We start from the raw sequence: 24,744 nt of genomic DNA on the forward strand, positions 1-24,744 counted from the left end.
GGCGCCGCACCCGGCTACTCGACACCGATAAGCAGCAGCGCCGACTGGCGTCCGCCGCGGTAGACCACCGTGTCGACGGCGAGATGGACCTCGCGCACATGCTTCTCCAGCTCGTCGGCGAGGCTGTCGGGCACGCTCTCGCCGAGCACCAGCGTGACCATCTCGCCGCCCGCGGCCAGCATCCGGTCCAGGACCGTCCGCGCGGTGTCGGTGGTCTCGTCGCCGATCACCGCGACATCACCGTCGATCAGGCCGAGGACGTCCCCGGCCTGGCAGATGCCCGCCATGGTCCACGACTGCCGCTCGGCGACGGCCAGTTCGCCGTACCGGGTCGCGCCGGCCGCCGAGGTCATGGCGACGACGTCCTCGTCGAAGCGGCGGTCCGCTTCGTGCACGGCCAGGGCCGCGATGCCCTGGACCGCCGAGCGGGTGGGGATCAGCGCGACCCGTACGCCCTCCGTGCGGGCCTGCTCGGCGGCGGCCGCCGCGGTGTGGCGCAGCTCTGCGTCGTTCGGCAGGAGCACCACCTCGCGCGCGTGCGCCCGCCGGATCGCCTCCACGAGCTCCCCGCTGGCGGGCGGCTCCCCGGGACGCGTGAGCACCGTGGTCGCCCCGGCCTCCGCGTAGAGACCCGCGAGCCCTTCGCCCGGTACGACGGCGACGACCGCGCGCTGCGTACGTTCCTGCTCCCCGGGCGGCTGCGCGGCCCCGGCGGTGTGCGCGTCGCCCGCTCCGAAGTGGGTGATGCGGATGCGGTGCGGCCGCCCCGCCTCGACGCCCGCCTCGACCGCGGCCCCCGCGTCGTCCACATGGACGTGGACGTTCCACAGGCCGTCGCCGCCGACGACGACGAGCGAGTCGCCGAGTCCGTCGAGCCGCGTCCGCAGGCGCCCGACGGCCGCGTCGTCCGCCTCCAGGAGGTAGATCACCTCGAAGGCCGGGCCCGCCTCGTCGGCCGCCGTGTCCGCGCACTCGACGGGCTCCACGCGCGCGTGCCCGCTCGCGGCCGCCTTCAGGAGCACCGTCTCCCCGGAGAGGGCCCCGACCAGTGCCCCGAGGACCGCCACGAGCCCGCGCCCTCCGGCGTCCACCACTCCGGCCCTGCCCAGGACCGCGAGCTGCCCGGTCGTCGCCTCCAGCGCCCGGCAGGCACCGTCGTACGCGGCCCGCGCCACCGCCCCGCAGTCCCCGCCCGTGCCGGATGCCGCGTCCGCCGCCGCGGTGGCCACCGTGAGGACGGTGCCCTCGACGGGGTGCGCGACCGCCTGGTAGGCGGATTCGGCGGCCCGCCGCAGCGCGACCGCCAGCGTCGGCCCGTCCGCGTGATCCGGGTCACGGCTGTCCCCCGTGCCGCCGCCGAGCACCTGCGCCATCCCCCGCAGCAGCTGCGAAAGGATCGTGCCCGAGTTGCCGCGGGCCCCGATCAGGGCGCCGTGCGCCATCGCCCGCATGGCCTCGGCCAGCGAGGGGCGTGCGGGCTCCAGGCCGGTGAACACCGCGTCAACCGCGCGGGACGCCGATTCCACGGTCAGATAGAGGTTCGTTCCGGTGTCCCCGTCCGCGACCGGGTAGACGTTGATCGCGTCGATCTCCTCGCGGGCCCCTCCCAGGGCATCCAGGGCGAGGCGGCACCAGGCGCGCACCGCGACGGCGTCGACGTTCTGCGGCACCTGCTGGCCTCCTCTAAGGCATCCGGAATGGACGCAGCGTAGACCCGGACGGCGGGCGGGCCAGGGGCGGGCCCGAGGCGAGGCCCGGGCGAGACATGGTAGTTTCGTTCTACCGAAGCAGTCGTTGTATGCTGCTCCGGTTGCCCGATACCCATCGGGCCATTCCTCCTGGCAACGCCACCCACGATCATTGCACTGATCCCGGCATGCCGGGTTTAACCGTAAGTGCATCTGAAGTCTTTGGAGTGACCCGTGGCTGCCAACTGCGACGTCTGCGGCAAGGGGCCGGGCTTCGGCAACAACATCTCGCACTCTCACCGCCGCACGTCCCGTCGCTGGAACCCGAACATCCAGCGCGTTCGTGCCGTGGTCAGCGGGACGCCGAAGCGGCTCAACGCCTGCACCTCGTGCATCAAGGCCGGCAAGGTCTCGCGCTGACGCCAAGTTAAGCGCGGCCACCTAGCTGGTTGCTGAAAGAGCCGGTCCCCTTCGGGGGACCGGCTCTTTCGTATGCCCGCACAGACTTACCGCTCCCTGAACCGCCAACCGTGATCCACGGGCCCGATCCCGCCGCCGAGCGGGAACCCGGCCGCGATCGCCCCGGTGACGTACTCCTTGGCGGCCGCCACCGCCTCCGGCACGGACAGCCCCTTCGCCAGGTGCGCGGCGATCGCGCTGGCGAGGGTGCAGCCGGTGCCGTGCGTGTGGCGGTTGTCGTGCCGCGGAGCACGCAGCCAGTGCTCCTCGGAGCCGTCGGTGAGCAGGTCCACCGCGTCGCCCGGCAGATGGCCGCCCTTGATGAGCGCCCACTTCGGGCCGTACGCGAGGAGCGCCGCCGCGGCCCGGCGCATCCCGTCCTCCGACTCGACGTGAATGCCCGTCAGTTGGGCGACCTCGTCGAGGTTCGGCGTCGCGACCGTGGCGACCGGCAGCAGTTTCGTACGGACCGAATCGAGCGCGGACGCGGCGAGCAGCGAGTCGCCGTGCTTGGAGACGCCGACCGGGTCGACGACCGCGGGGGCGTCCGTGCCCGCGAGCAACTCGGCCACGGTCTCGACCAGTTCGGCCGATGCGAGCATCCCGGTCTTCACCGCCTGTACGCCGATGTCGTCGACGACGCTGCGGTACTGGGCCCGCACCGCCTCCCCCGGCAGCTCCCAAAAGCCCTGTACGCCCAGGGAGTTCTGCGCGGTGACGGCGGTGACGACGCTCATGCCGTGGGTGCCGAGCGCCAGCATCGTCTTCAGGTCGGCCTGGATGCCCGCGCCGCCGCCGGAGTCGGAGCCGGCGACGGTCAGCACACGAGGGGGCCGTGCGGACACCGTCATGATCAGTCCTCGAGGTTGTCGCCGAAGTGGTCCCAGCCCTTGCTGGTCCAGGGCGCGCCGTCCACCGTCACCTGGGGCAGCGCCGAGGGGTTGAGGACCTCACCGATGACCTTCCAGCGTGCGGGCAGCTTCACGTCCGCGGGGAACGTCGCCACGATCGCGTGGTCCTCGCCGCCGTTGAGCACCCACTGCAGCGGGTCGACGCCGACGGCCTGCCCGATGTCGTTCATCTGCGAGGGCACGTCGACGTCCCCCGAGCGGATGTCGATGCGCACCTTGCTCGCCTCGGCGATGTGCCCGAGGTCGGCGATGAGTCCGTCGCTCACGTCCGTCATGGAGGTCGCGCCGAGCCCGGCGGCCGCGGGGCCCGCGTGGTACGGCGGCTCCGGCCTGCGGTGGGCCTCCACGAAGGCGCGGGGCGAGCGGAAGCCGCGCGAGAGCACCGCGTGCCCGGCGGCGGACCAGCCCAACCAGCCCGTGACGGCGACGACATCGCCAGGCTGGGCGCCCGCGCGCGTGACCGGCTCGTGGTTGCGCAGATCGCCGAGGGCCGTGATCGCGACGGTGATCGTGTCGCCGCGTACGACATCGCCGCCCACGACGGCCGCACCCGCGACCTGGCACTCGTCCCGCAGGCCGTCCATCAGCTCGGTGGGCCAGCTGGCGGGCAGTTCGGCGGGGACGACAAGGCCGAGGAGCAGCGCGGTCGGCACGGCGCCCATGGCAGCAATGTCGGCCAAGTTCTGCGCGGCCGCCTTGCGGCCCACGTCGTACGCGGTGGACCAGTCGCGGCGGAAGTGCCGCCCTTCGAGGAGGATGTCGGTGCTCGCCACGACCCTGCGGTCGGGGGCGGACACGACGGCGGCGTCATCGCCCGGACCGAGCCGGACGGCCGGGGTGGAGGTGAGCCGTGAGGTGAGTTCCCTGATGAGACCGAACTCCCCCAACTCGCCGACGGTTCCCTTCACCGGGACTCACCATGCCCTTTCACGCTGCTCGGCTTGCGGTCGCGAGCCGTCACTGTCATAGGTACGGTCGAGATGACCGTCAACTTCGGTTGTCCGTCCACCGCGCTGTGCGCGCCACAGCTCCCCCGGGTCTCCCCGCGAGAAGCGGCGACGCGGTACCGTGGCGTCCCTTCTCCCCACATGATCCTCGTGGCCGCCCTGGAGGTTCCGTGGTACAGGCGTACATCCTGATCCAAACAGAGGTCGGCAAGGCGTCGACCGTCGCCGAGCTGATCGGCAAGATCCCAGGAGTGATCCAGGCCGAGGACGTGACCGGACCCTACGATGTCATCGTGCGCGCGCAGGCGGACACGGTGGATGAGCTCGGCCGCATGGTGGTCGCCAAAGTCCAGCAAGTGGACGGCATCACGCGGACCCTGACCTGCCCGGTCGTGCACTTGTAGCCCCCGTCTACCCTTGGCCGGTGAAGATTTCCCGTCGCCGGCGCCGTTGTCTCGTCTCGAGCCCCGCAATCGCACTCCTGATCGCGACCGCGGGCTGCTCCTCAGCAGACGAAGCGGCGAAGGCCTCGGTTCCCACCCCGGACGCCCAGGTCACCGAACTGTGCCGGAACCTGGACAAACAGCTTCCGGAAAAGGTGGACGGTCTGGTGCGCGCCGATCCCGAGCCGAAGTCGGCGCTGACCGCCGGGTGGGGAGACCCGGCGATCATACTGCGCTGCGGTGTCCCCCGGCCGCCGAAGATGAACGACGCCGAGGCGGACGGTGTGACCGTGAACGGCGTCAACTGGCTGCTCGAGGAGCAGGACGACGGCTCGTTCCGTTTCACCTCCACGCTGCGCAAGGCGTACGTGGAGGTCACCCTGCCCGAGGAACGCGCGGGGGGCGGCGTGAGCCCGCTGACGGACTTCGCCGCCCCCGTGAAGAAGACGGTCCCCAAGGGGATCGCGTAACACCGCCAGGGGCTAGCGCAGCCCCGTCGAGCGGTGCAGCGCCGCCTGGATGAGACGGTCCACGAGCTCGGGGTAACTGACGCCGCTCGCCTCCCACATCTGCGGGTACATCGAGATGGGCGTGAAGCCCGGCATCGTATTGATCTCGTTGATCACGAACTTCCCCTCCTCGGTGAGGAAGAAGTCCGCGCGCACCAGGCCCTCGCAGGACGTGGCCTCGAAGGCGTCGACCGCGAGCCGCTGGATCTCGGCGGTCTGCTCGGGCGTCAGCGGGGCCGGCACGATCCCGGGCGTCGAGTCGATGTACTTCGCCTCGAAGTCGTAGTAGTCGTGCGACTGCACGGGCGGGATCTCGGCGGGCACGCTCGCGCGCGGGCCGTCCTCGAACTCCAGGACACCGCACTCGATCTCACGGCCGCGGAGCAGCGACTCGACGAGGATCTTGGGGTCGTGGCGCCGGGCCTCCTCGATCGCCTCGTCGAGGCCTTCGAAGGAGTCGACCTTCGTGATGCCCATCGAAGAGCCGCCGCGGGCGGGCTTGATGAACAGCGGCCAGCCGTGCTCGCCCGCGAACTCCGCGATCTTCTTGCGGGCGGTCTGCTCGTCGCGGTCCCACTCGCGCGGCCGGATCACCAGGTACGGGCCGACGGGCAGACCGAAGGAGATGAAGACCCGCTTCATGTACTCCTTGTCCTGGCCCACCGCCGACGCGAGCACACCCGCGCCCACGTAGGGCACTCCGGAGAGCTCAAGGAGCCCCTGGAGGGTGCCGTCCTCGCCGTACGGACCGTGCAGCATCGGGAAGACGACGTCGACCTCACCGAGCGCCTTGGGCACGGAGCCGGGCTCGCTGTAGACGACCTCGCGGTTGCCGGGGTCCAGGGGCAGGACGACGCCGCCGTCGGCCGACTCGGCGAGATCGGCGACGCTCGGCACCTTGCGGTCGGTGATCGCCATGCGCTCGGGTGCGTCGGCGGTCAGCGCCCAGCGGCCGTCCGTCGTGATGCCGATGGGCAGGACGTCGTACTTGGTGCGGTCGATGGCACGCAGTACGGCACCTGCCGTGACGACCGAGATGCCGTGCTCCGAACTGCGGCCGCCGAACACGACGGCCACACGCGGCTTGCGGAGCGGCAGCTCAGAGCTCTGCTCGGGGCGCGCCTTGGGGCTCTGGGGGAGGTTCTCGCTGCTCATATCGGCTTGAGCGTACCCGCTGGTCTGACGAGAGTCAGCGGCGCTCGGGCTTGGCGCTGCGCGACATCAGCTCCTTGAGGGCGACGACCGGCGGCGTGCCCTCGTGCACGATGCCCACGACGGTCTCCGTGATCGGCATGTCGACGCCGTGCCGACGGGCCAGATCCAGCACGGACTCACAGGACTTGACGCCTTCGGCGGTCTGCTTGGTGACCGCGATGGTCTCCTCCAGGGTCATGCCCTTGCCGAGGTTGGTGCCGAAGGTGTGGTTGCGCGAGAGCGGCGACGAGCAGGTCGCCACCAGGTCGCCCAGGCCCGCGAGTCCGGAGAACGTCAGCGGGTCCGCGCCCATCGCCAGGCCGAGCCGGGTGGTCTCGGCGAGGCCTCGGGTGATGAGCGAGCCCTTGGCGTTGTCGCCCAGGCCCATGCCGTCGGCGATGCCGACGGCGAGCCCGATGACGTTCTTGACGGCGCCGCCGAGCTCGCAGCCCACGACGTCGGTGTTCGTGTACGGGCGGAAGTACGGGGTGTGGCAGGCCGCCTGGAGGCGTTGCGCGATCGATTCGTCGCGGCAGGCGACCACGGCGGCCGCGGGCTGCCTGGCGGCGATCTCGCGGGCCAGGTTGGGCCCGGTGACGACGGCGATGCGGTCGGCGGGGACCTTCGTGACGTCCTCGATGACCTCGCTCATCCGCATCGCGGAGCCGAGTTCGACGCCCTTCATGAGGGAGACGAGCACCGTGTCGGGGGCGAGCAGCGGCGCCCACTCGGCGAGGTTCCCGCGCAGCGTCTGCGAGGGCACGGCGAGCACGGTGAAGTCGGCGCCGGCCGCGGCCTCCGCCGGGTCGGTGGTCGCCCTGAGGTTCGCGGGGAGTTCGACCTCGGGGAGGTAGTCCGGGTTGCGGCGCGAGGAGTTGACGGCGTCGGCGAGTTCGGCGCGACGGGCCCACAGGGTGACGTCGCACCCCGCGTCGGCCAGCACCATGCCGAAGGCCGTACCCCAAGAGCCCGTTCCGAAGACGGCCGCCTTCACGGGGTTCGTCACTTGCTGTCCTCCGGGGTGCTCTCGGGTGCTTCCAGACCACTGCGGCCGGTCGCCTTGCGTCGTTGTGCGAGCCGCGCCCTGCGCGGGTCGTAGGGGATCTCGGGAGCCTTCTCCCCCCGGATCTCCTCCAGGAGTTCGGTGACCGCGGCCATGATGGTCTCGGTCACCTCCCGCAGGACCTCGGGGGTGGGCTCCTGCTCGTAGAAGCGCGAGAGGTCGACCGGCTTGCCCGCCAGGACCTGGAGCTTCTTGCGAGGAAAGAGGCTGAGCTTCTTGCTGTACGGGGGAAGTGCGAGGTTGGCGCCCCACTGCGCGACCGGGATCACCGGGCACTTGGTCTCCAGAGCGACCCGCGCGGCACCGGACTTGGCGGTCATCGGCCACATCGCGGGGTCCCGGGTGAGGGTGCCTTCGGGGTAGAACGCGACGCATTCGCCGCGCTCGATCGCGCCGACCGCGGCACGGAAGGCGTCGAGCGCGTTCGTGGTCTCGCGGTAGACCGGGATCTGTCCCGTGCCCTTCATGACCTTGCCGACGAAGCCGTCCTTGAAAAGGCCGTCCTTTGCCAGGAATCGCGGCACTCGTCCGGTGTTGTACTGAAAGTGCGCGTAGGAGAGCGGGTCGATATACGAGTTGTGATTCACGGCGGTGATGAATCCGCCGTGCGCCGGAATGTGTTCCATTCCACGCCAGTCCCGCTTGAACAGAACCACCAGCGGCGGTTTAGCGATGACCGCCGCCAGGCGGTACCAGAAGCCGATTCTGCGGCGGGACACTCGGACACCTTCCTCCATGAACCTGGTCGGCCGCACAAGTGTCGCCCCAGGCTGCCTGTCTGTCGAGAACACCGTACGCCCGCCCTCATGGCGAAGCCCCCCAGCAAGTCACAATGGCCCCGACGCGAAGGACGGAGCCGCCCCCTTGCTGTGGACCCTGGTCATACCCCTGAAGCCGCTGGCGCGGGCCAAGAGCAGGCTGGCGGACACCGCGGGCGACCGACTGCGCCCGGGGCTCGCCCTCGCCTTCGCCCAGGACACCGTGGCCGCCGCGACGGCCTGCGCGGCGGTGCGGGATGTGGTGGTCATCACGGACGACGGCCACGCGGGGCGCGAGCTCGCGGCCCTGGGTGCCCGGATCGTGCGGGACGAGCCCCCGGGGGGCCTCAACGCCGCCCTGGCGCACGGGGCCTCGGCCGTGCGCGCCGAGCGGCCCGCGGCGGCCGTCGCGGCACTCAATGCCGATCTGCCCGCACTGCGCCCCGCGGAATTGGCCCGGGTTCTCGACGGGGCGGCCCAATTCCCCCGCGCATTCCTGCCCGATGCCGCAGGAATCGGAACAACACTGCTGTCCGCCGCACCCGGAACGGAATTGCGCCCCGCATTCGGCACGGCATCCCGCTCCCGCCACACGGCTTCCGGGGCGGTGGAACTCCCGCTCGCCGGCGTCGATTCCGTACGCCAGGACGTGGACACCGGCGACGATCTGCGGGCCGCGCTCGCGCTGGGCGTCGGACCGCGCACCGCGTCGGCCGCCGCCCGACTGCTGATCGCCGACTGAGTACGCTGCCTCCATGCAGGCGACCGCGTACACGTACGACCCCGAGACCCACAGCGGCAGCGTGCTGCTCGACGACGGCACCCCGGTGCCCTTCGATCCCCCGGCGTTCGACGCGGGCGGCCTGCGGCTGCTCAGGCCCGGACAGCGGGTCCGGATCGAGGTCGAGGGTGAGGGCGAGCAGCGGCGCATCACGCTGGTGACGCTGCAGACGTTCTGAACCCCCTGAGCGGGCCCGTCGGGCCCCACACACGCCGCGGGCCGGGCTCCCTGCGGGGAGCCCGGCCCGGCGCGTGAGTGCCCTCGTGCCTCTTACTTCTTGCGGGCGGTCGCCTTCTTGGCGGTGGTCTTGCGCGCAGGCGACTTCTTCGCGGGCGCCTTCTTGGCGGTGGCCTTCTTGGCCGGCGCGGTCTTCTTGGCGGTGGCCTTCTTCGCCGGCGCGGCCTTCTTCGCCGTCGTCTTCTTGGCCGTGGCCTTCTTGGCCGTCGCCGCCTTCTTGGCGGTGGCCTTCTTCGCCGTCGCCTTCTTCGCCGTCGCCGTCGTCTTCTTGGCGGTGGTCTTCTTGGCGGTGGTCTTCTTCGCGGTCGCCTTCTTGGCGGTGGCCTTCTTGGCCGCGGCCTTCTTGACCGTCGCCGAAGCACCGCCGGTCAGGCTGCCCTTGGGCGCCTTCTTGACCGCGACGTCGTTCTTCGGGAGCTTCTTCGAGCCGCTGACCAGGTCCTTGAAGCCCTGACCCGCACGGAAGCGCGGAACCGAGGTCTTCTTGACCCGAACGCGCTCCCCGGTCTGCGGGTTGCGGGCGTAACGGGCCGGACGGTCGACCTTCTCGAACGAGCCGAAGCCGGTGACCGAAACGCGGTCTCCGCTAACCACGGCACGGACGACTGCGTCCAGAACCGCGTCCACAGCGTCGGCGGCCTGCTGACGGCCACCCACCTTGTCGGCAATCGCTTCTACGAGCTGCGCCTTGTTCACGTCTTCCCCTTCGGAGACATCGCCCGAGCGTATTCGCCAGGCTTTTTCGCACGTTAGGCAGATATATACCGCAAATCAAACACGAAACGGGCTAATCACCCTTGTGCCGCAACGAACTGGACTGTCCATGAGTTCCTCGAAGGTCCCCTCGCAGGCCCGTTGAGCCTTGCCGCTCAGGTGTCTTCGGGGAATCGGCCCTCGTCAACCTTGTCGAGGTCCGCCATCAATCGCTCCAGACGCCTTGCCGCATCGGCGAGATCGTGTTTGGCCGCGGCCGTAATGACCAGCAGCTTCCGGGTCAGCGCCATCCGTACGCCCTCCGGGACTTGCAGTGCACGCACTCGTGAGTGCGCTTCCTTCAGTTGGTCCGCAACAAGCCCGTAGAGCTCGAGTTGGCTGTCACGTCCCATGCACCGATTGTGCCATCTGGGGCGAGTTGTCGCCTCCGCAGGGGGTAACTACCCACATCCAGCGCCCTCCTGAGAGTACCCGGTCGGACTGAGTACAAGGGGATTTCAAGCCTCTTCTGCCTTCCGCGTCAAGGGAGTTGAGACCACCCGTTCAGGTCATCGGGCATCTCGCGCAGGCGCACACAGAAGTACCCCCAACCGTCCACGATTGGGGGTACATCAGGGTGTTGCGGAGGTGTCAGACCTGCACGGTCCGCGGCTTGTACGCGGGGCGCCCCGACTCGTACGCGGCGATGTCCGGCTCGTTCTGCAGCGTGATGCTGATGTCGTCCAGGCCGTTCAGGAGCCGCCAGCGGGCGTTCTCGTCGAGCTCGAAGTCGGCGGTGACGCCCTCCGCGCGGACCTGGCGATCCTGCAGGTCAACGGTGATTTCGGCCTGCGGGTCGCGCTCGGTCAGCGCCCACAGCGCGTCCACGACCTTCTGGTCGAGCACGACGGTGAGCAGGCCGTTCTTCAGCGAGTTGCCGCGGAAGATGTCGGCGAAGCGCGAGGAGATGACGGCCTTGAAGCCGTAGTTCTGCAGCGCCCACACGGCGTGCTCGCGGGAGGAGCCCGTGCCGAAGTCGGGACCGGCGACCAGGACCGTGGCGCCCTGGCGTTCGGGCTTGTTCAGGACGAACTCGCCGTCCTTGCGCCAGGCCTCGAAGAGCCCGTCCTCGAACCCGTCCCGGGTGACCTTCTTCAGCCAGTGGGCGGGGATGATCTGGTCGGTGTCGACGTTGCTGCGGCGCAGCGGTACGGCCCGGCCGGTGTGCGTGGTGAAGGCTTCCATGGTTCTCAGACTCCGGCGGTCGCGGGGGTGTCGGACAGGTCCGCGGGCGAGGCGAGATGGCCGGTGACCGCGGTGGCGGCGGCGACCTGCGGGGAGACCAGGTGGGTGCGGCCGCCCTTGCCCTGCCTGCCTTCGAAGTTGCGGTTGGAGGTCGACGCGGAGCGCTCGCCGGGGGCCAGTTGGTCGGGGTTCATGCCCAGGCACATCGAGCAGCCCGCGTGCCGCCATTCGGCGCCCGCCGCGGTGAAGACCTTGTCCAGGCCCTCGTCGATGGCCTGCAGGGCGACCCGGACCGAGCCGGGAACGATCAGCATCCGTACGCCGTCGGCGACTTTGCGCCCCTCGACGATGGACGCGGCCGCCCGCAGGTCCTCGATACGGCCGTTGGTGCAGGAACCTACGAAGACCGTGTCGACCTTGATGTCGCGCAGCGGCTGCCCGGCGCTCAACCCCATGTATTCCAGGGCCTTTTCGGCGGCGTGGCGCTCCGACTCGTCTTCGTACGAAGCCGGATCGGGGACCTGCGCGGAGAGCGGCGCGCCCTGCCCGGGGTTGGTGCCCCAGGTGACGAACGGCGAGAGCGCGGCGGCGTCGATGTAGACCTCGGCGTCGAAGACCGCGTCCTCGTCCGTCTTCAGGGTCTTCCAGTACGCGACCGCGGCGTCCCAGTCCGCGCCCTGCGGGGCGTGCGCGCGGCCCTCGATGTAGTCGAAGGTGGTCTGGTCGGGGGCGATCATGCCCGCGCGGGCGCCGGCCTCGATCGACATGTTGCAGATGGTCATGCGGGCCTCCATCGAGAGTTTCTCGATGGCGGAGCCCCGGTATTCCAGGATGTAGCCCTGGCCGCCTCCGGTGCCGATCTTCGCGATGATCGCGAGGATCAGGTCCTTGGCGGTGACGCCGTCGGGCAGTTCGCCGTCGACCGTGATGGCCATGGTCTTCGGGCGGGCCAGCGGCAGCGTCTGGGTGGCCAGGACGTGCTCGACCTGGGAGGTGCCGATGCCGAACGCCAGGGCGCCGAAGGCACCGTGCGTGGAGGTGTGGGAGTCACCGCAGACCACGGTGGTGCCCGGCTGGGTCAGGCCCAGCTGCGGTCCCACCACGTGGACGACGCCCTGCTCGACGTCGCCGAGCGAGTGCAGCCGTACGCCGAACTCCGCGCAGTTCTTGCGCAGCGTCTCCAACTGGGCCCGCGAGACCGGGTCCGCGATGGGCTTGTCGATGTCGAGGGTCGGGGTGTTGTGATCCTCGGTCGCGATGGTGAGGTCGAGCCGCCGCACCGGCCGGCCGGCCTGCCGGAGGCCGTCGAAGGCCTGCGGGCTCGTCACCTCGTGCAGCAGGTGCAGATCGATGAAGAGGAGGTCGGGCTCGCCTTCGGCGCGCCGGACGACGTGGTCGTCCCAGACCTTCTCCGCGAGTGTCCTACCCATCGCTTTCCCTCCGACCGGCTGTCTTGGGCCGGCCCAACTAGAGAATTGTTCGCCCACGCACGTACCCCTCGTGCCGCGCGTTGGCCGCGTATCCGTTGGTCCGCGGACCGCACCTACAGAGTGACGTGTTCCATGGAAAATTGAACTTGCGTTTCACAGAGTGAGACGCGAGTATCGACGCATGGACAACTCTAGCGGCGTCGGCGTTCTCGACAAGGCGGCTCTCGTCTTGAGCGCCCTGGAGTCCGGTCCGGCCACCCTCGCGGGGTTGGTCGCGGCCACCGGACTCGCACGACCCACGGCACATCGCCTCGCCGTGGCACTGGAACACCACCGCATGGTGGCGCGGGACATGCAGGGCCGTTTCATTCTCGGCCCGCGCCTGGCGGAACTCGCGGCGGCGGCCGGCGAGGACCGTCTGCTCGCCACGGCGGGCCCGGTCCTCACGCATCTGCGTGACGTCACGGGCGAGAGCGCGCAGCTCTACCGCCGCCAGGGCGACATGCGCATCTGCGTCGCGGCCGCCGAGCGCCTCTCGGGCCTGCGGGACACGGTCCCCGTCGGTTCGACGCTCACCATGAAGGCGGGCTCGTCGGCCCAGATCCTGATGGCCTGGGAGGAGCCGGAGCGCCTGCACCGCGGCCTCCAGGGCGCCCGCTTCACGGCCACGGCCCTTTCGGGCGTACGCCGCCGGGGCTGGGCCCAGTCGATCGGCGAGCGGGAGCCGGGCGTCGCGTCCGTCTCCGCGCCCGTGCGCGGCCCCTCGAACCGCGTGGTCGCCGCCGTCTCGGTCTCCGGACCGATCGAGCGCCTGACCCGCCACCCGGGCCGGATGCACGCCCAGGCGGTCATCGACGCGGCAGGACGCCTCTCCGAGGCACTGCGCCGCACCGGCTGACCCGCCGGACGCGGTCACAGACGTACACAGCCGGAGGGGCCGCCTCAACGCCGCGGCGGCCCCTCCGGCTGTGCTGTTGTGCCCGTGCGGCCTCTCAGACGGCCTTGAGACGGTCGGCGGCCCGGTCTCCCCGCCGGCCGACCGGCACCACGCCGATGGCCTTGCCCAGGCCGAACTCCGGCATGTTCACGTACACCGCCTCATGGGCGCCGGCCGGCACGACATACGTCTCGTGCCAGAAGCCGACCTTGCCCTTGCCCTCCCGCATCCTGCGGTTGAAGGCCGCCCAGGCGGGCCGGTGCTCCTTGCCCTGGTCGGACGCGTACGCCAAGAGCTTCTCCGGCGACTCCCAGTACTGCACGACGTACAGCACTCGCGGAGCGCCGAGCAGCAGCTGATAGCCCAGCATGCCGATCCCCCGGTCCTTGGACAGCTCCTTGAGCATGCGCGGCATCGCCCGGAAGACGGGCCACCAGCTGCGCACGGCACGGAAGTTGTTGATGCGCATCCCGATGGTGAAGACGGTCACGCCGCCCTGCGCGTCGGCGGTCATGCGCCCTTCGATCGGCTTGCTGCTCATGATGGGTCCCCCTTCAGAGAGCATTGGATAGCTTTGCTATCCATGATTGGATAGTGCCACTCACCAAGTGAAGGCGCAAGGCGCAGGAGAGGGACGAGCCGATGAGACTGGCGGAGCTGAGCACGCGCAGCGGGGTCTCGACGGCCACGATCAAGTACTACCTGCGCGAGGGACTGCTGCCGCCGGGCCGCCGGGTCACGGCGACGCAGTCCGAGTACGACGAGGGCCATCTGCAGCGGCTGCGGCTGGTCCGGGCGCTCATCCAGGTGGGCCGGGTGCCGATCGCGTCGGCCCGCGAGGTGCTCACCGCCCTGGAGGACGAGTCCCTGGACCACAACTCCCGCCTGGGCACAGCGGTATGGGCGCTGCCGCACGGCCCGCAGACCACCGCGGACGATCCGGCGACGGACGCGGCAGGGCACACCGTCGACGCACTGCTCCGGCGGCTCGGCTGGGCGAACGCCCAGGCGTACGGGGCGGATTCGCCGGCGTACCGGATGCTGGTGACGGCCGTCGGCACGCTGTCCCGGCTCGGATACCCGTGCGCCGTCGACGACTTGGCGCCCTACGCCCGCTCGGCGGGCCAACTGGCCGTCGCCGACCTGGACTTGGTGGAGCGCTACGAATCGCCCGACGAGCAGCTGGAGGCGGCGGTCGCGCTCACCGTCCTGTACGAGCCGGTGCTGCTCGCGCTGCGCAGGATGGCGCAGGCCGAGGAGTCCAACCGGCGTTACGGCCAGGCGGGTTCGGAGGCGTGACGCGGGAACGACGAAGGGGCCCTCCCTTGCGGGAAGGCCCCTCCACTCGCGTACCCCCGACCGGATTCGAACCGGCGCTACCGCCTTGAGAGGGCGGCGTGCTAGGCCGCTACACAACGGGGGCTAGCTTGTCCATCTGCACTGCTTGTACTGCGCTGGGCTACCAGGACTCGAACCTAGAACAACGGAACCAGAAACCGTCGTGTTGCCAATTACACCATAGCCCACTGGTCTAGACCAGCTAGACCTTGCGTACCCCCGACCGGATTCGAACCGGCGCTACCGCCTTGAGAGGGCGGCGTGCTAGGCCGCTACACAACGGGGGCCCTAGCGATCCTGCATCGGCAGCAGTGGGTGCGACCCGGACTGCTTCCATGGGAAGGATCTGTACCCCCGACCGGATTCGAACCGGCGCTACTGCCTTGAGAGGGCAGCGTGCTAGGCCGCTACACAACGGGGGCGTTGCAGATAAGCTCTGCGAGCTGGCCTACCAGGACTCGAACCTAGACTAACGGAACCAGAAACCGTCGTGCTGCCAATTACACCATAGGCCATCGAGACGCAACCCCTTGCGGGAGTTTTGCTTCGACTTACGCTTCCCTGCCGGACCTTTCGGCCTTCTCGGGCGGCGCAGGAAGAACATTACCCGAAGGTGGACGGCGCTCCAAAACGGGTATCGGCGCGGAGCAGCGGCGGCAGCTCGGTGAGCCGCGTGATGCGGTGGACGCCCGACGGGCCTTCCTGGGCTGCACTGTTGCGGTCGAGCCAGATCCCGACGAGACCCGCGTCCCGCGCGCCCCTGGCGTCGATCTCCGGCTGGTCCCCTACGTAGGCGATCTCCTCCGGCGCCAGACCCATCGTCGTACAGACCGCGTGGAAGGCCTCGGCCGCGGGCTTGGAGACGCCGAGTTCGGCGGCGCACAGGACGGACTCGAAGCGGTCGCGCACGCCCAGGACGCGCAGCTTGCGGTCCTGGACGACCAGGGCGGAGTTGGAGAGGACCGCGTGGCGGTAGTCGTCGGCGAGGGCGTCCAGGACGGGCACGGTGTCGGGGAAGAGGGCCCAGGCGGATTCGTAGTGGCCCACATAGCGGTCGAACCAGGCGTCGGCGTCCGTGTCGTCCAGGGCGGGTGTGTCGAGGAACTCGCGTACCCGGTCGCGGCGCTGGTCCTGGAAGTCCCGCAGCCCCTCGCTGAAGCGCGCCCAGTGGCGGTGGGTGATCTCACGCCAGAGCGTCAGCGCACGCTCGGCGGACCCGAACCGCTGCAGGAGTCCCTCGGCGGCGAGGTGCGCGTGCATACCGGCGGAGTCGGCCTGCGCGTAATCGAAGATCGTGTCATCGATGTCCCAGACCACGGCTTTGATCGGCATGTCTCGAACGTACGCGAAGGGCCCGGGAGCCGTGGTGGCTTCCGGGCCCTTCGGGTGTGCGGATCAGGCTGCGAGCTTCGTCAGGGCCGCGTCGATGCGGGACAGGGACTTCTCCTTGCCCAGGATCTCCAGGGACTCGAAGAGCGGCAGGCCGACCGTGCGGCCGGTGACGGCCACGCGGACCGGGGCCTGGGCCTTGCCGAGCTTCAGGCCGTGCTCCTCGCCGGCGGCCAGGACGGCCTCCTTGAGGGACTCGGGGGAGGTCCAGTCGGCGGCCTCGAGCTTGGCGCGGGCCGTCGTCAGGAGCGCGGCCGGGTCGCCCTTGCCCATGGCCTTCGTCCAGGACGCCTCGTCATCGACGGGCGCGTCGAGGAAGAGGAAGTCCACGTTCTCCGTGATCTCGGAGAGCACCTTGATACGGGTCTGGGCGTGCGGGGCGATGGCCTCCCAGGCCGCCTGATCGAACGCCTCGGGGGCCCAGTTGGCGTGCGGGGCCTTCAGCCAGGGCTCGCAGGCCTCGGCGAAGGTCTTCACGTCCAGCATGCGGATGTGGTCGGCGTTGATCGCCTCGGCCTTCTTCAGGTCGAAGCGGGCCGGGTTGGCGTTCACGTCCGCGAGGTCGAACTTGGCGACCATGTCGGAGATCGAGAAGACGTCCTGGTCCGCGGAGAACGACCAGCCCAGGAGGGAGAGATAGTTGAGCAGGCCCTCCGGGAGGAAACCGCGCTCCCTGTAGAGGTTGAGCGACGCCTGGGGGTCGCGCTTGCTCAGCTTCTTGTTGCCCTCGCCCATGACGTACGGCAGGTGGCCGAACTCGGGGATGCCCTTGGCGATGCCCAGCTCGATCAGCGCCTTGTAGAGGGCGATCTGGCGCGGGGTGGAGGAGAGCAGGTCCTCGCCGCGCAGGACGTGGGTGATCTCCATCAGGGCGTCGTCGACCGGGTTGACGAGCGTGTAGAGCGGGGCGCCGTTCGCGCGGATGATGCCGTAGTCCGTGACGTTCTCCGCCTGGACCGTGATGTCGCCGCGGACCAGGTCGGTGAAGGTGGTGGCCTCGTCCGGCATCCGGAAGCGCACGATGTGCTTGCGGCCCTCGGCCTCGTAGGCCTCGATCTGCGCGGCGGTCAGGTCGCGGCAGTGGCCGTCGTAGCCGGACGGCTTGCCGGCGGCGCGGGCGGCCTCGCGGCGGGTGTCCAGCTCCTCCGTGGTGCAGTAGCAGGGGTAGGCGTAGCCGCCGTCCCGGAGCTTCTGCGCCACGTCCTGGTAGATGTCCATGCGCTGCGACTGGCGGTACGGCGCGTGCGGGCCGCCGACCTCGGGGCCCTCGTCCCAGTCGAAGCCCAGCCAGCGCATCGAGTCCAGGAGCTGCTCGTAGGACTCCTCGGAGTCGCGAGCCGCGTCGGTGTCCTCGATGCGGAATACGAATTGGGCCCCGCTGCCCTCGTTGTGCCGGGCGAACGCCCAGTTGAAGAGGGCGGTGCGGACCAGGCCCACGTGGGGGTTGCCGGTCGGGGAGGGACAGAAACGTACGCGTACGTTCGTCGCGTTAGCCACGCTTGATCACCTTGTTGGTGAGAGTGCCGATGCGTTCGATGGTGACGGCGACCTCGTCGCCGACGTTGAGGGGGCCGACCCCTGCCGGGGTGCCCGTGAGGATGACGTCGCCGGGGAGCAGCGTCATGGCCTCGGTGATGTTCACGATCAGGTCCTCGATGGAGTGGACCATCTCGCTGGTGCGGCCGAGCTGGCGCTGCTCGCCGTTGACCGTGCACTGGATCGTGAGGTCGTTGGCCGCGGCCAGGTCGATGTCCGTCTCCACCCAGGGGCCGAGCGGGCAGGCGCTGTCGAAGCCCTTGGCGCGGGCCCACTGCTTCTCACGGCGCTGCACGTCACGGGCCGTGACGTCGTTGGCGCAGGTGTAGCCGAAGATCACGTCCTTGACGCGCTCGCGCGGGACCTCGCGGCACATGCGGCCGATGACCACGGCCAGCTCGGCCTCGTGGTGCAGCTCCTCGGAGAAGGGCGGGTACGCGATGGCGTCGCCGGAGCCGATCATCGAGGTCGCGGGCTTGAAGAAGGCGAACGGGACGTCGGGGACGTCGCTGCCGAGCTCCTTCGCGTGCTCCGCGTAGTTGCGGCCGAACGCCACGATCTTGTGACCGATGACGGGGGGCAGCAGCCGGACCTTGCCGAGCGGGACCTTGACACCGCTCAGCTCGAACTCGGCGACGTACGGGCTGCCCTTGATGATGTCGACGACTAGCTCGTCGGGCTTGTCACCCTCGACCGCGCCGAAGGCGACGTTGCCGTCGATGGAGAACCTGGCGATGCGCACGTGAGCCTTGGCCCCTTGATGAATGTGGGTGGAGTCTGACGCTCCAGGCTAACGGGAGGGGTCGGCTTCGCGCGTCAGCCCGCGACCGGCGTCGGCTGCTCCGGCGCGTCCATGAGGATCGTGCGCTTCGGGTTGGCCGTCTGCGTCGGCAGTTCCAGCGCGTGCTCCGGCTGCTCGGGGGCCGCCTGGAACTCGTCGGCGTCCGTGAGGTGGGCCAGAGTGGTGCGGCGCGGGTTGGCTATGTTGCGGAACATCGCCGACTTCACAGTCTTCATCTGTTGTTCAGGCCTTGTCAGTTGGGGCGTCGCGGGGTGGACGCGGGTTGTCGGATTCGCCATCCCTGTAAAGCGTCAGGCTAAACATCCAATTCCCGGCCAAAGTCCTTTTGAGGCCATGATCTTGATGTGAGTTTGCTCACGAGCTAGCGGGCAAAAGGGTCAATTCCGGCTCGTGAAGGCCCTGTTGGAATCGGACATTCAGCCACTGAAGGCATCATTCCGCTCCCGATCATGAAGACTGGGACACCCTCGACCCGTAGGTGTTCTGCCGCTAATGGGCCTTTTTGCCCCGGATAACCTTCTACATCTCGTGACGCCCCACTCACGCCCTGTCACGGAAACCCCGGCGCGACACACGGGCCTTGTTGGAGATCCTGCACTGTGCTGGAATTCCCGGGACCGCCGCGGGATCGAACCGGCGCGCAGGGGCGCAACGCAGCGCCGAGTGGCGGCGGGAAAGGGGAGCAGCGCCGGCTCACTCACGACCACCATGGGGCGCGCTCAGTGCCCCACGACGCCGACACCGTCCGTCCGTTCATGCGGAAGGACGCCTGGTCCAGAGGTTGCGACGCTAGTGCAGGGACGTTTCAAGAGGGATGGCAGCGGCGCTGCGGCAGAGCCGGAGCGCGGCGGAACCGACCGCGGCTCCTCGGCCCAGCACGCCCAGAACAGCGGACCTGCGGTGTCCGGCGACAGCGGCCAGGGCGCCGCACGCGCAGCGGGTGGCGGCAGTCTGCCCCCGGCCGCGGCGAAGGCGAGCGGCGCTTCGGGCGGGAAGCCGGGCGGCAAGTCGCCCAGCGGGCCCGGCTCGCGAATAGCCCTGCGCAACTGGCGCATCTCCACCCGCCTGGTCTCGCTGCTCGCGCTCCCCGTGATCACCGCGACCTCTCTCGGCGCGCTTCGTATCAACGAGTCGATGGACGAGATCCAGCAGCTCGACAACATGAAGCTGCTGACCGACATGACCAAGCAGGCCACCGAGCTGGCCTCCGCGCTCCAGGAGGAGCGCGACCGCTCGGCAGGCCCCCTCGCGCACGGCGCGAAGCCCTCGGACTACGTGGTCAAGGGCGCCCGGCAGAAGACCGACCGCGCGTACAACCGCTTCCTCCAGGGGACGCAGGACCTCGACGACACCGAGGGCGACAAGGGTCTGCTCGGTGTCCGGGCGAACACCGTCGAGATCACCCAGCAGCTCCAGAAGATCAACGACGTACGCAAGAACGCGTACAAGGACCCGACCTCGACGTCGCAGACGGTCGACGCCTACAGCCAGCTCATCGAGCAGCTGCTCGCGCTCTCCTCGGACATGGCGCAGGCGACCAGCAACCCGGACATGATCCAGCGCACCCGTGCGCTGACGGCGTTCTCCTCCGCCAAGGAGTACGCCTCGGTGCAGCGCGCGATCATCGCGGCCGCGCTGCCGGCGGGCGACTCCTCGTTCGGCAAGATCTCCGAGACCGACCGGCGCTACGGCTTCTCCGCGCTCGACAAGGAGAACTCCGAGCTGGATGCCTTCAAGGGCATCTACGCCGGTAACCCCGACGAGCTCACCAAGCCCATCGACGGCGGCAACGCCTCCATCAAGGGCGCCGACTCCTACGCCAAGCGCGTGCTCGAGCAGGAGGGCGGCATCAAGCTTCAGGACAAGCGGTCGTACAAGGACTGGGTCGACAACGACACCACCAAGATCGACGCGATGTCCAAGATCGAGCTCACGCTGCTCAACGAGATGGAGCAGAAGGCCCGCGAGCTGCGCAACGAGTCCGAGCAGACGGCCATCCTCAACGGTGCGCTGATCCTGCTCGTTCTCGGTGTCTCGCTCGTCGGCGCCTTCGTCGTGGCCCGGTCCATGATCCGCTCGCTGCGGCGGCTGCAGGACACCGCGACCAAGGTCGCCCAGGACCGTCTGCCCGAGCTGGTCAAGCAGCTCTCGGAGTCGGACCCGCAGGACGTCGACACCTCCGTCGAGTCCGTCGGTGTGCACTCCCGGGACGAGATCGGCCAGGTGGCCGCGGCCTTCGACGACGTGCACCGCGAGGCCGTCCGCCTCGCCGCCGAGCAGGCCCTCCTGCGAGGCAACGTCAACGCGATGTTCACCAACCTCTCGCGCCGCTCGCAGGGTCTCATCCAGCGCCAGCTGTCTCTGATCTCCGAGCTGGAGTCGCGTGAGGCCGACCCCGATCAGCTCTCCTCGCTCTTCAAGCTCGACCACCTCGCGACCCGCATGCGCCGTAACGGTGAGAACCTCCTCGCTCTCGCCGGTGAAGAGCCCGGTCGCCGGTGGACCCGGCCCGTCCCGCTCGTCGACGTGCTCCGCGCCGCCGCCTCCGAGGTGGAGCAGTACGAGCGCATCGAGCTCGCCTCGGTGCCGACCACCGAGGTCGCGGGACGCGTCGTCAACGACCTCGTGCACCTGCTCGCCGAGCTGCTCGAGAACGCCACCTCCTTCTCGTCGCCGCAGACGAAGGTCAAGGTCACCGGTCACGCGCTGCCCGACGGCCGTGTGCTGATCGAGATCCACGACACCGGTATCGGTCTGTCGCCCGAGGACCTCGCGGCGATCAACGAGCGGCTCGCGTCGCCGCCCACCGTGGACGTCTCGGTCTCGCGCCGCATGGGTCTGTTCGTGGTCGGTCGTCTGTCGCAGCGTCACGGCATCCGCATCCAGCTCCGTCCGTCCGACTCCGGTGGTACGACCGCGCTGGTCATGCTGCCCGTCGATGTCGCCCAGGGCGGCAAGAAGGTTCCGGGCAAGCCCGGTGCCCCCGGCCAGAGCGGTGGCCCGGCCGCAGCGCAGGCCGCCGGCGGTGTCGCCGCCGCGCGTCGCGGTGTCGGCGCAGGGAACGGCGGACCCGGCTCGGCAGGACCCGCGGGTTCCGCCGGACGGCTCGGTGCCGGTGCGCCGCGTGGCCAGGTCACGGGAACGGGGCCGCGGGCCGCGCTGCCGTCGCGGGACTCGGGTCCTGGCCAGGCGCCCGGGCAGGGTCAGGGCCAGGGACCGCGGGCCGGTTCGCCTTCGGCTCCGGTCGGGGCGACGGGCTCCCAGCAGGGCGGCAATGGCAGCCTCTTCGGGGGCAGGCCCGGCGCGGGCTCCGCGCCGCAGCCTCCCGTGCCCCAGCAGCGTACGAATCCGGTGAACCCCGCGGGGAACGTTCCGAACCCCGCGGGCGCCTCGAACGACGCCGGTGACCAGGGCCGCAGGCCGCAGCTGCCGCCGCGCGGCGGTCCGCGTGCCGAGCTTCCGGGTGGCAACCCGCAGCCGCGCGTGCCCAGCTGGAGCGACGAGAACGCGCAGCCGCAGGTCTCGCGCGAGCCGTTCGACGCCCCGCGCGGTCACGAGGAGCCGGAGTCCACGGGCCAGTTCGCGCAGCCGGCCGCCGGTGGCGCGACGCAGGGTCCTGGTTCGACCGCGGAGTTCGCGCGTCCCGACTTCAACGGGCCGCCGCCCGGCGCCGGTTCGCCGCCCGGCGCGGGCCAGCAGGGTCAGCAGAACCAGCAGGGCACCGGTCAGTTCGTGCGTCCCGATGTCTTCGGTGGCCAGGACTCCTCCGGCACGGGTCAGTTCGAGCGGCCCGGCACCAGTGCGCCGCGCCGGGGTCCGGGCCAGGGCGGTCCGGGCCAGGGCCAGGGCGGTCCCGGTCAGGGCGGCGGCCAGCTCGGCGTTCCGCCGCAGCCTCCGCAGTCCCAGCAGCCTTCGCAGCCGCAGCAGCCGCAGCAGTCCCAGCGGCCCGTGCAGCCCTCGCAGCCCGACGAGCTGCCGCCCGCCGGTCCCGGCGACGGCCGCACCCCGCTGTTCGACACGCTGGAGACCAACTGGTTCCAGCAGCAGCAGGAGCAGCAGGCCCAGCGGTCCGGTGGCGCCCCGCAGTCCGGTGGCAACTCCGGTGGCAACCGTCCCGCCGAGCCCGCCGCCCCCGAGCAGCCGCGGCGCCCCCAGCGCCCGCAGCCCCCCTCGCGGCCGCAGGCCCAGCAGCCGCAGTCCCCGGCCGGTCCCCCACGACCGGCCGCCGCACCCGCCGCCAACCAGGCCGGCGGTGGCGGCAACAGCGCCAACGTCACGAACGGCAGCAGCGCCGCCTGGCGCACCTCGCCGAACGACGAGCTCGGCCGCCAGGCCGAGCGCGTCCGGCAGCCGTCCGCCGGTGGCGTCACCACATCCGGCCTGCCGCGCCGCGTCCCGCGAGCCAACCTCGTCGCGGGCACGGCACAGCAGCAGCAGGACAGCACAGGTCCGCAGGTCTCGCGTGCGCCCGACGACGTACGCGGCCGGCTGACCAATCTTCGTCGGGGCATCCAGCAGGGTCGCCAGGCCGGTACCGGCCAGACCGGCAGCTTCCCCACTCACCAGCAGGAGCGTTAGTTGAGTCCGATGAGCCAGGCGGCACAGAACCTGAACTGGTTGATCACCAACTTCGTGGACAACACCCCCGGGGTGTCCCACACCGTCGTGGTGTCCGCAGACGGACTCCTTCTGGCCATGTCCGAAGGCTTCCCGCGTGACCGCGCCGACCAGCTCGCCGCGGTCGCGTCGGGGCTCACGTCACTCACCGCCGGCGCCTCCCGGATCTTCGAGGGCGGCACCGTCACCCAGACCGTGGTCGAGATGGAGCGGGGGTTCCTTTTCATCATGTCCGTGTCCGACGGTTCGTCGCTGGCCGTGCTCGCACACCCCGAGTGCGACATCGGCCTCGTCGGCTACGAGATGGCGCTCCTTGTCGACCGTGCGGGCGCCGTCCTCACCCCCGACCTCCGCGCCGAATTGCAGGGCAGCCTGCTCCACTAGATATCCGCTAGATATCCCCTCGGCCGCCCCACCGTCCGAACGTACTGACCAACCGTCCGGCCGCCACTGGTGCCCCCCACCGGCTCTATTCGACGGCACGCAGACCATCTGCTGTCCCGCCCGGAGGATCCATGACCCCGCCCAACGCCTCTCACGACCCGTACGGCTCGCAAGCCTCGTACGGCATGGAAGGCGACCAGCCGCTGGTGCGTCCTTACGCGATGACCGGCGGCCGGACCAGGCCCCGCTACCAGCTCGCGATAGAGGCGCTGGTGAGCACGACGGCCGACCCGGCCCAGCTGATGGGGCTGCTCCCCGAGCACCAGCGGATCTGCCACCTGTGCCGCGAGGTCAAGTCGGTGGCCGAGGTCTCGGCTCTGCTCTCCATGCCGCTCGGCGTGGCCCGCATCCTCGTGGCCGACCTGGCCGAGGCCGGGCTCGTCGCCATTCACCAGCCCGGCGGCGACGAGAACGCCGGCGGTCAGCCTGACGTGACACTGCTCGAAAGGGTGCTCAGTGGACTTCGCAAGCTCTAGCAGCGGAGCAACAGCCCGCTCCACCACGTCCGCAAAGATCGTGGTGGCGGGCGGCTTCGGTGTCGGCAAGACCACGTTCGTCGGCGCCGTCTCCGAGATCAACCCGCTGCGCACCGAGGCCGTCATGACGTCCGCGTCCGCGGGCATCGACGACCTCACCCACACCGGGGACAAGACCACCACCACGGTGGCCATGGACTTCGGCCGCATCACGCTGGACCAGGACCTGATCCTGTACCTCTTCGGTACGCCCGGTCAGGACCGCTTCTGGTTCATGTGGGACGACCTCGTACGGGGTGCCATCGGCGCCGTCGTGCTTGTGGACACCCGCCGTCTCGCCGACTGCTTTCCGGCCGTCGACTACTTCGAGAACAGCGGCCTGCCGTTCGTCATCGCCCTCAACGGCTTCGACGGCCACCAGCCCTACACCCCCGATGAAGTGCGCGAAGCCCTGCAGATCGGCCCCGCGACGCCCATCATCACGACCGATGCTCGACACCGTGCGGACGCAAAGAGCGGCCTGATCACACTGGTCGAGCACGCACTTATGGCACGACTCAAGTAGACGAGGGAGTACGGCAGTTGCCGTAGATTCAACAGAGCGGTCTGTGTCTTTTGACACCACTGACCGCTCTGTTCATAACGTTTCGACAGAGAATTCGCCGGACGCCGCCACGCGTCGCGGTCATCTGGTGTCGCTGCGCTCACAAGAGCCCCGCCTTTTGGCGGGGCTCGCTCTTTTTGACCGTTTTATCTGAGGCTTACACCACTCGGAACTTCCGCTTCCCACTGTTTGGAAGAGGACCCCCTGACGTGCTGGAATGCGCTGAACTGCCCAGTAGCACGG

General features: G+C 69.9%; 26 protein-coding genes and 5 tRNA genes. 11 read left to right on the forward strand and 20 right to left on the reverse strand.

Features of this window, described 5'->3' with window-relative positions; translation table 11 throughout:
- Window positions 1-14: 14 nt before the first annotated feature.
- Window positions 15-1,670 carry a DAK2 domain-containing protein gene (locus AB0G47_RS24085; RefSeq protein ID WP_360773455.1) on the reverse strand — a complete coding sequence of 552 codons (1,656 nt, stop codon included), beginning with the start codon at window positions 1,668-1,670 and terminating at the stop codon, window positions 15-17.
- A 252-nt stretch (window positions 1,671-1,922) separates the two neighbouring features.
- On the opposite strand from AB0G47_RS24085, the gene rpmB reads away from it, so the two are divergent.
- Window positions 1,923-2,108, forward strand: coding sequence for a 50S ribosomal protein L28 (gene rpmB / locus AB0G47_RS24090; protein WP_064070327.1), 186 nt, complete (start codon window positions 1,923-1,925; stop codon window positions 2,106-2,108).
- An 86-nt stretch (window positions 2,109-2,194) separates the two neighbouring features.
- On the opposite strand, the gene thiD is transcribed toward rpmB, so the two are convergent.
- Window positions 2,195-2,998 (reverse strand): bifunctional hydroxymethylpyrimidine kinase/phosphomethylpyrimidine kinase, encoded by an 804-nt coding sequence (gene thiD, locus AB0G47_RS24095; RefSeq protein WP_360773458.1) that lies wholly within the window; start codon window positions 2,996-2,998, stop codon window positions 2,195-2,197.
- A 2-nt stretch (window positions 2,999-3,000) separates the two neighbouring features.
- Entirely contained in the window at window positions 3,001-3,966 is a 966-nt protein-coding gene (locus AB0G47_RS24100) for a thiamine-phosphate kinase (protein ID WP_360773461.1), read from the reverse strand.
- A 209-nt stretch (window positions 3,967-4,175) separates the two neighbouring features.
- Here AB0G47_RS24100 and AB0G47_RS24105 point away from each other — a divergent pair, with 209 nt between their 5' ends.
- Window positions 4,176-4,409 carry an Lrp/AsnC ligand binding domain-containing protein gene (locus AB0G47_RS24105; protein WP_016642988.1) on the forward strand — a complete coding sequence of 78 codons (234 nt, stop codon included), beginning with the start codon at window positions 4,176-4,178 and terminating at the stop codon, window positions 4,407-4,409.
- Between the two features lie 26 nt (window positions 4,410-4,435).
- Complete coding sequence (locus tag AB0G47_RS24110) at window positions 4,436-4,918, forward strand: DUF3515 domain-containing protein (RefSeq protein WP_360773866.1); 483 nt, start codon at window positions 4,436-4,438, stop codon at window positions 4,916-4,918.
- Between the two features lie 12 nt (window positions 4,919-4,930).
- On the opposite strand, the gene AB0G47_RS24115 is transcribed toward AB0G47_RS24110, so the two are convergent.
- From AB0G47_RS24115 to AB0G47_RS24125, 3 genes are read right to left on the reverse strand one after another with little or no spacing between them, the layout of a single operon-like run.
- Entirely contained in the window at window positions 4,931-6,112 is a 1,182-nt protein-coding gene (locus AB0G47_RS24115; protein WP_360773464.1) for a D-alanine--D-alanine ligase family protein, read from the reverse strand.
- A gap of 34 nt (window positions 6,113-6,146) precedes the next feature.
- Window positions 6,147-7,157, reverse strand: coding sequence for an NAD(P)H-dependent glycerol-3-phosphate dehydrogenase (locus AB0G47_RS24120; RefSeq protein WP_266871084.1), 1,011 nt, complete (start codon window positions 7,155-7,157; stop codon window positions 6,147-6,149).
- Window positions 7,154-7,933 (reverse strand): lysophospholipid acyltransferase family protein, encoded by a 780-nt coding sequence (locus AB0G47_RS24125; RefSeq protein WP_360773467.1) that lies wholly within the window; start codon window positions 7,931-7,933, stop codon window positions 7,154-7,156. Before AB0G47_RS24125 ends, AB0G47_RS24120 begins: the two co-directional genes overlap by 4 nt.
- Window positions 7,934-8,078: 145 nt before the next feature.
- Here AB0G47_RS24125 and cofC point away from each other — a divergent pair, with 145 nt between their 5' ends.
- Both cofC and AB0G47_RS24135 read left to right on the forward strand, forming a co-directional pair.
- Window positions 8,079-8,714, forward strand: coding sequence for a 2-phospho-L-lactate guanylyltransferase (cofC, locus tag AB0G47_RS24130; protein ID WP_360773470.1), 636 nt, complete (start codon window positions 8,079-8,081; stop codon window positions 8,712-8,714).
- 13 nt (window positions 8,715-8,727) lie between these two features.
- Window positions 8,728-8,931: a hypothetical protein gene (locus AB0G47_RS24135; protein WP_266871080.1), complete on the forward strand. Its 204-nt coding sequence runs from the start codon at window positions 8,728-8,730 to the stop codon at window positions 8,929-8,931.
- 92 nt (window positions 8,932-9,023) lie between these two features.
- On the opposite strand, the gene AB0G47_RS24140 is transcribed toward AB0G47_RS24135, so the two are convergent.
- The 4 genes from AB0G47_RS24140 to leuC all read right to left on the reverse strand — a co-directional run bounded on the left by AB0G47_RS24140 (window position 9,024) and on the right by leuC (window position 12,358).
- Window positions 9,024-9,686 (reverse strand): HU family DNA-binding protein, encoded by a 663-nt coding sequence (locus AB0G47_RS24140; RefSeq protein WP_360773474.1) that lies wholly within the window; start codon window positions 9,684-9,686, stop codon window positions 9,024-9,026.
- Window positions 9,687-9,859: 173 nt separating this feature from the next.
- Complete coding sequence (locus AB0G47_RS24145) at window positions 9,860-10,096, reverse strand: hypothetical protein (RefSeq protein ID WP_360773477.1); 237 nt, start codon at window positions 10,094-10,096, stop codon at window positions 9,860-9,862.
- A 238-nt stretch (window positions 10,097-10,334) separates the two neighbouring features.
- On the reverse strand, window positions 10,335-10,928 hold the full coding sequence (gene leuD, locus AB0G47_RS24150; protein ID WP_360773480.1) for a 3-isopropylmalate dehydratase small subunit: 594 nt from the start codon (window positions 10,926-10,928) through the stop codon (window positions 10,335-10,337).
- 5 nt (window positions 10,929-10,933) lie between these two features.
- Entirely contained in the window at window positions 10,934-12,358 is a 1,425-nt protein-coding gene (gene leuC, locus AB0G47_RS24155) for a 3-isopropylmalate dehydratase large subunit (protein WP_360773482.1), read from the reverse strand.
- 181 nt (window positions 12,359-12,539) lie between these two features.
- Between leuC and ndgR the strand changes: the two genes are divergently transcribed.
- Window positions 12,540-13,256 carry an IclR family transcriptional regulator NdgR gene (ndgR, locus tag AB0G47_RS24160; RefSeq protein WP_010984119.1) on the forward strand — a complete coding sequence of 239 codons (717 nt, stop codon included), beginning with the start codon at window positions 12,540-12,542 and terminating at the stop codon, window positions 13,254-13,256.
- Between the two features lie 94 nt (window positions 13,257-13,350).
- Here the strand turns inward: ndgR and AB0G47_RS24165 are convergent, their stop codons facing one another.
- Window positions 13,351-13,836 (reverse strand): DUF4188 domain-containing protein, encoded by a 486-nt coding sequence (locus AB0G47_RS24165; protein ID WP_360773486.1) that lies wholly within the window; start codon window positions 13,834-13,836, stop codon window positions 13,351-13,353.
- Between the two features lie 101 nt (window positions 13,837-13,937).
- On the opposite strand from AB0G47_RS24165, the gene AB0G47_RS24170 reads away from it, so the two are divergent.
- Window positions 13,938-14,594, forward strand: coding sequence for a MerR family transcriptional regulator (locus AB0G47_RS24170; protein ID WP_360773489.1), 657 nt, complete (start codon window positions 13,938-13,940; stop codon window positions 14,592-14,594).
- Window positions 14,595-14,645: 51 nt separating this feature from the next.
- On the opposite strand, the gene AB0G47_RS24175 is transcribed toward AB0G47_RS24170, so the two are convergent.
- From AB0G47_RS24175 to AB0G47_RS24215, 9 genes are all read right to left on the reverse strand, one after another.
- Window positions 14,646-14,718 (reverse strand) — tRNA-Glu (locus AB0G47_RS24175).
- Window positions 14,719-14,749: 31 nt separating this feature from the next.
- Window positions 14,750-14,821 (reverse strand) — tRNA-Gln (locus tag AB0G47_RS24180).
- Between the two features lie 26 nt (window positions 14,822-14,847).
- Window positions 14,848-14,920: transfer RNA gene (locus AB0G47_RS24185), tRNA-Glu, on the reverse strand.
- A gap of 62 nt (window positions 14,921-14,982) precedes the next feature.
- A tRNA-Glu gene (locus AB0G47_RS24190) sits at window positions 14,983-15,055 on the reverse strand.
- A gap of 21 nt (window positions 15,056-15,076) precedes the next feature.
- Window positions 15,077-15,148: transfer RNA gene (locus AB0G47_RS24195), tRNA-Gln, on the reverse strand.
- 88 nt (window positions 15,149-15,236) lie between these two features.
- Window positions 15,237-15,965: an HAD family hydrolase gene (locus AB0G47_RS24200; RefSeq protein ID WP_360773492.1), complete on the reverse strand. Its 729-nt coding sequence runs from the start codon at window positions 15,963-15,965 to the stop codon at window positions 15,237-15,239.
- A gap of 63 nt (window positions 15,966-16,028) precedes the next feature.
- A complete protein-coding gene (gene gltX, locus AB0G47_RS24205; protein ID WP_360773495.1) occupies window positions 16,029-17,519 on the reverse strand; it encodes a glutamate--tRNA ligase in 1,491 nt (496 codons plus the stop codon).
- Window positions 17,512-18,300: a fumarylacetoacetate hydrolase family protein gene (locus AB0G47_RS24210; protein WP_360773498.1), complete on the reverse strand. Its 789-nt coding sequence runs from the start codon at window positions 18,298-18,300 to the stop codon at window positions 17,512-17,514. The genes gltX and AB0G47_RS24210 overlap by 8 nt, the downstream gene beginning before the upstream one ends.
- Window positions 18,301-18,374: 74 nt before the next feature.
- Window positions 18,375-18,575, reverse strand: a complete 201-nt coding sequence (locus AB0G47_RS24215; RefSeq protein ID WP_360773501.1) for a hypothetical protein — start codon at window positions 18,573-18,575, stop codon at window positions 18,375-18,377.
- A gap of 577 nt (window positions 18,576-19,152) precedes the next feature.
- On the opposite strand from AB0G47_RS24215, the gene AB0G47_RS24220 reads away from it, so the two are divergent.
- The 4 genes from AB0G47_RS24220 to AB0G47_RS24235 all read left to right on the forward strand — a co-directional run bounded on the left by AB0G47_RS24220 (window position 19,153) and on the right by AB0G47_RS24235 (window position 24,462).
- Window positions 19,153-22,938 (forward strand): nitrate- and nitrite sensing domain-containing protein, encoded by a 3,786-nt coding sequence (locus tag AB0G47_RS24220; protein ID WP_360773504.1) that lies wholly within the window; start codon window positions 19,153-19,155, stop codon window positions 22,936-22,938.
- Between the two features lie 9 nt (window positions 22,939-22,947).
- Window positions 22,948-23,361: a roadblock/LC7 domain-containing protein gene (locus AB0G47_RS24225; protein ID WP_030787430.1), complete on the forward strand. Its 414-nt coding sequence runs from the start codon at window positions 22,948-22,950 to the stop codon at window positions 23,359-23,361.
- A 131-nt stretch (window positions 23,362-23,492) separates the two neighbouring features.
- The gene (locus AB0G47_RS24230; RefSeq protein WP_135330730.1) at window positions 23,493-23,897 is read left to right on the forward strand and encodes a DUF742 domain-containing protein; all 405 of its coding nucleotides are present in this window, start codon (window positions 23,493-23,495) and stop codon (window positions 23,895-23,897) included.
- The gene (locus AB0G47_RS24235; protein WP_266871066.1) at window positions 23,878-24,462 is read left to right on the forward strand and encodes an ATP/GTP-binding protein; all 585 of its coding nucleotides are present in this window, start codon (window positions 23,878-23,880) and stop codon (window positions 24,460-24,462) included. The genes AB0G47_RS24230 and AB0G47_RS24235 overlap by 20 nt, the downstream gene beginning before the upstream one ends.
- The last annotated feature ends 282 nt before the right edge of the window (window positions 24,463-24,744 follow it).

Source organism: Streptomyces sp. NPDC021622, from assembly GCF_040640795.1.
GTDB lineage: Bacteria > Actinomycetota > Actinomycetes > Streptomycetales > Streptomycetaceae > Streptomyces.

Excerpts from the sequence above, each read along its gene's own strand:
- thiD (WP_360773458.1), bottom strand. The coding sequence starts at position 2,998 with ATGACGGTGTCCGCACGGCCCCCTCGTGTGCTGACCGTCGCCGGCTCC.
- AB0G47_RS24115 (WP_360773464.1), bottom strand. The coding sequence starts at position 6,112 with ATGAGCAGCGAGAACCTCCCCCAGAGCCCCAAGGCGCGCCCCGAGCAG.
- AB0G47_RS24135 (WP_266871080.1), top strand. The coding sequence starts at position 8,728 with ATGCAGGCGACCGCGTACACGTACGACCCCGAGACCCACAGCGGCAGC.
- AB0G47_RS24145 (WP_360773477.1), bottom strand. The coding sequence starts at position 10,096 with ATGGGACGTGACAGCCAACTCGAGCTCTACGGGCTTGTTGCGGACCAA.
- leuD (WP_360773480.1), bottom strand. The coding sequence starts at position 10,928 with ATGGAAGCCTTCACCACGCACACCGGCCGGGCCGTACCGCTGCGCCGC.
- leuC (WP_360773482.1), bottom strand. The coding sequence starts at position 12,358 with ATGGGTAGGACACTCGCGGAGAAGGTCTGGGACGACCACGTCGTCCGG.
- ndgR (WP_010984119.1), top strand. The coding sequence starts at position 12,540 with ATGGACAACTCTAGCGGCGTCGGCGTTCTCGACAAGGCGGCTCTCGTC.
- AB0G47_RS24165 (WP_360773486.1), bottom strand. The coding sequence starts at position 13,836 with ATGAGCAGCAAGCCGATCGAAGGGCGCATGACCGCCGACGCGCAGGGC.
- AB0G47_RS24170 (WP_360773489.1), top strand. The coding sequence starts at position 13,938 with ATGAGACTGGCGGAGCTGAGCACGCGCAGCGGGGTCTCGACGGCCACG.
- AB0G47_RS24200 (WP_360773492.1), bottom strand. The coding sequence starts at position 15,965 with ATGCCGATCAAAGCCGTGGTCTGGGACATCGATGACACGATCTTCGAT.
- AB0G47_RS24215 (WP_360773501.1), bottom strand. The coding sequence starts at position 18,575 with ATGAAGACTGTGAAGTCGGCGATGTTCCGCAACATAGCCAACCCGCGC.
- AB0G47_RS24225 (WP_030787430.1), top strand. The coding sequence starts at position 22,948 with ATGAGCCAGGCGGCACAGAACCTGAACTGGTTGATCACCAACTTCGTG.
- AB0G47_RS24230 (WP_135330730.1), top strand. The coding sequence starts at position 23,493 with ATGACCCCGCCCAACGCCTCTCACGACCCGTACGGCTCGCAAGCCTCG.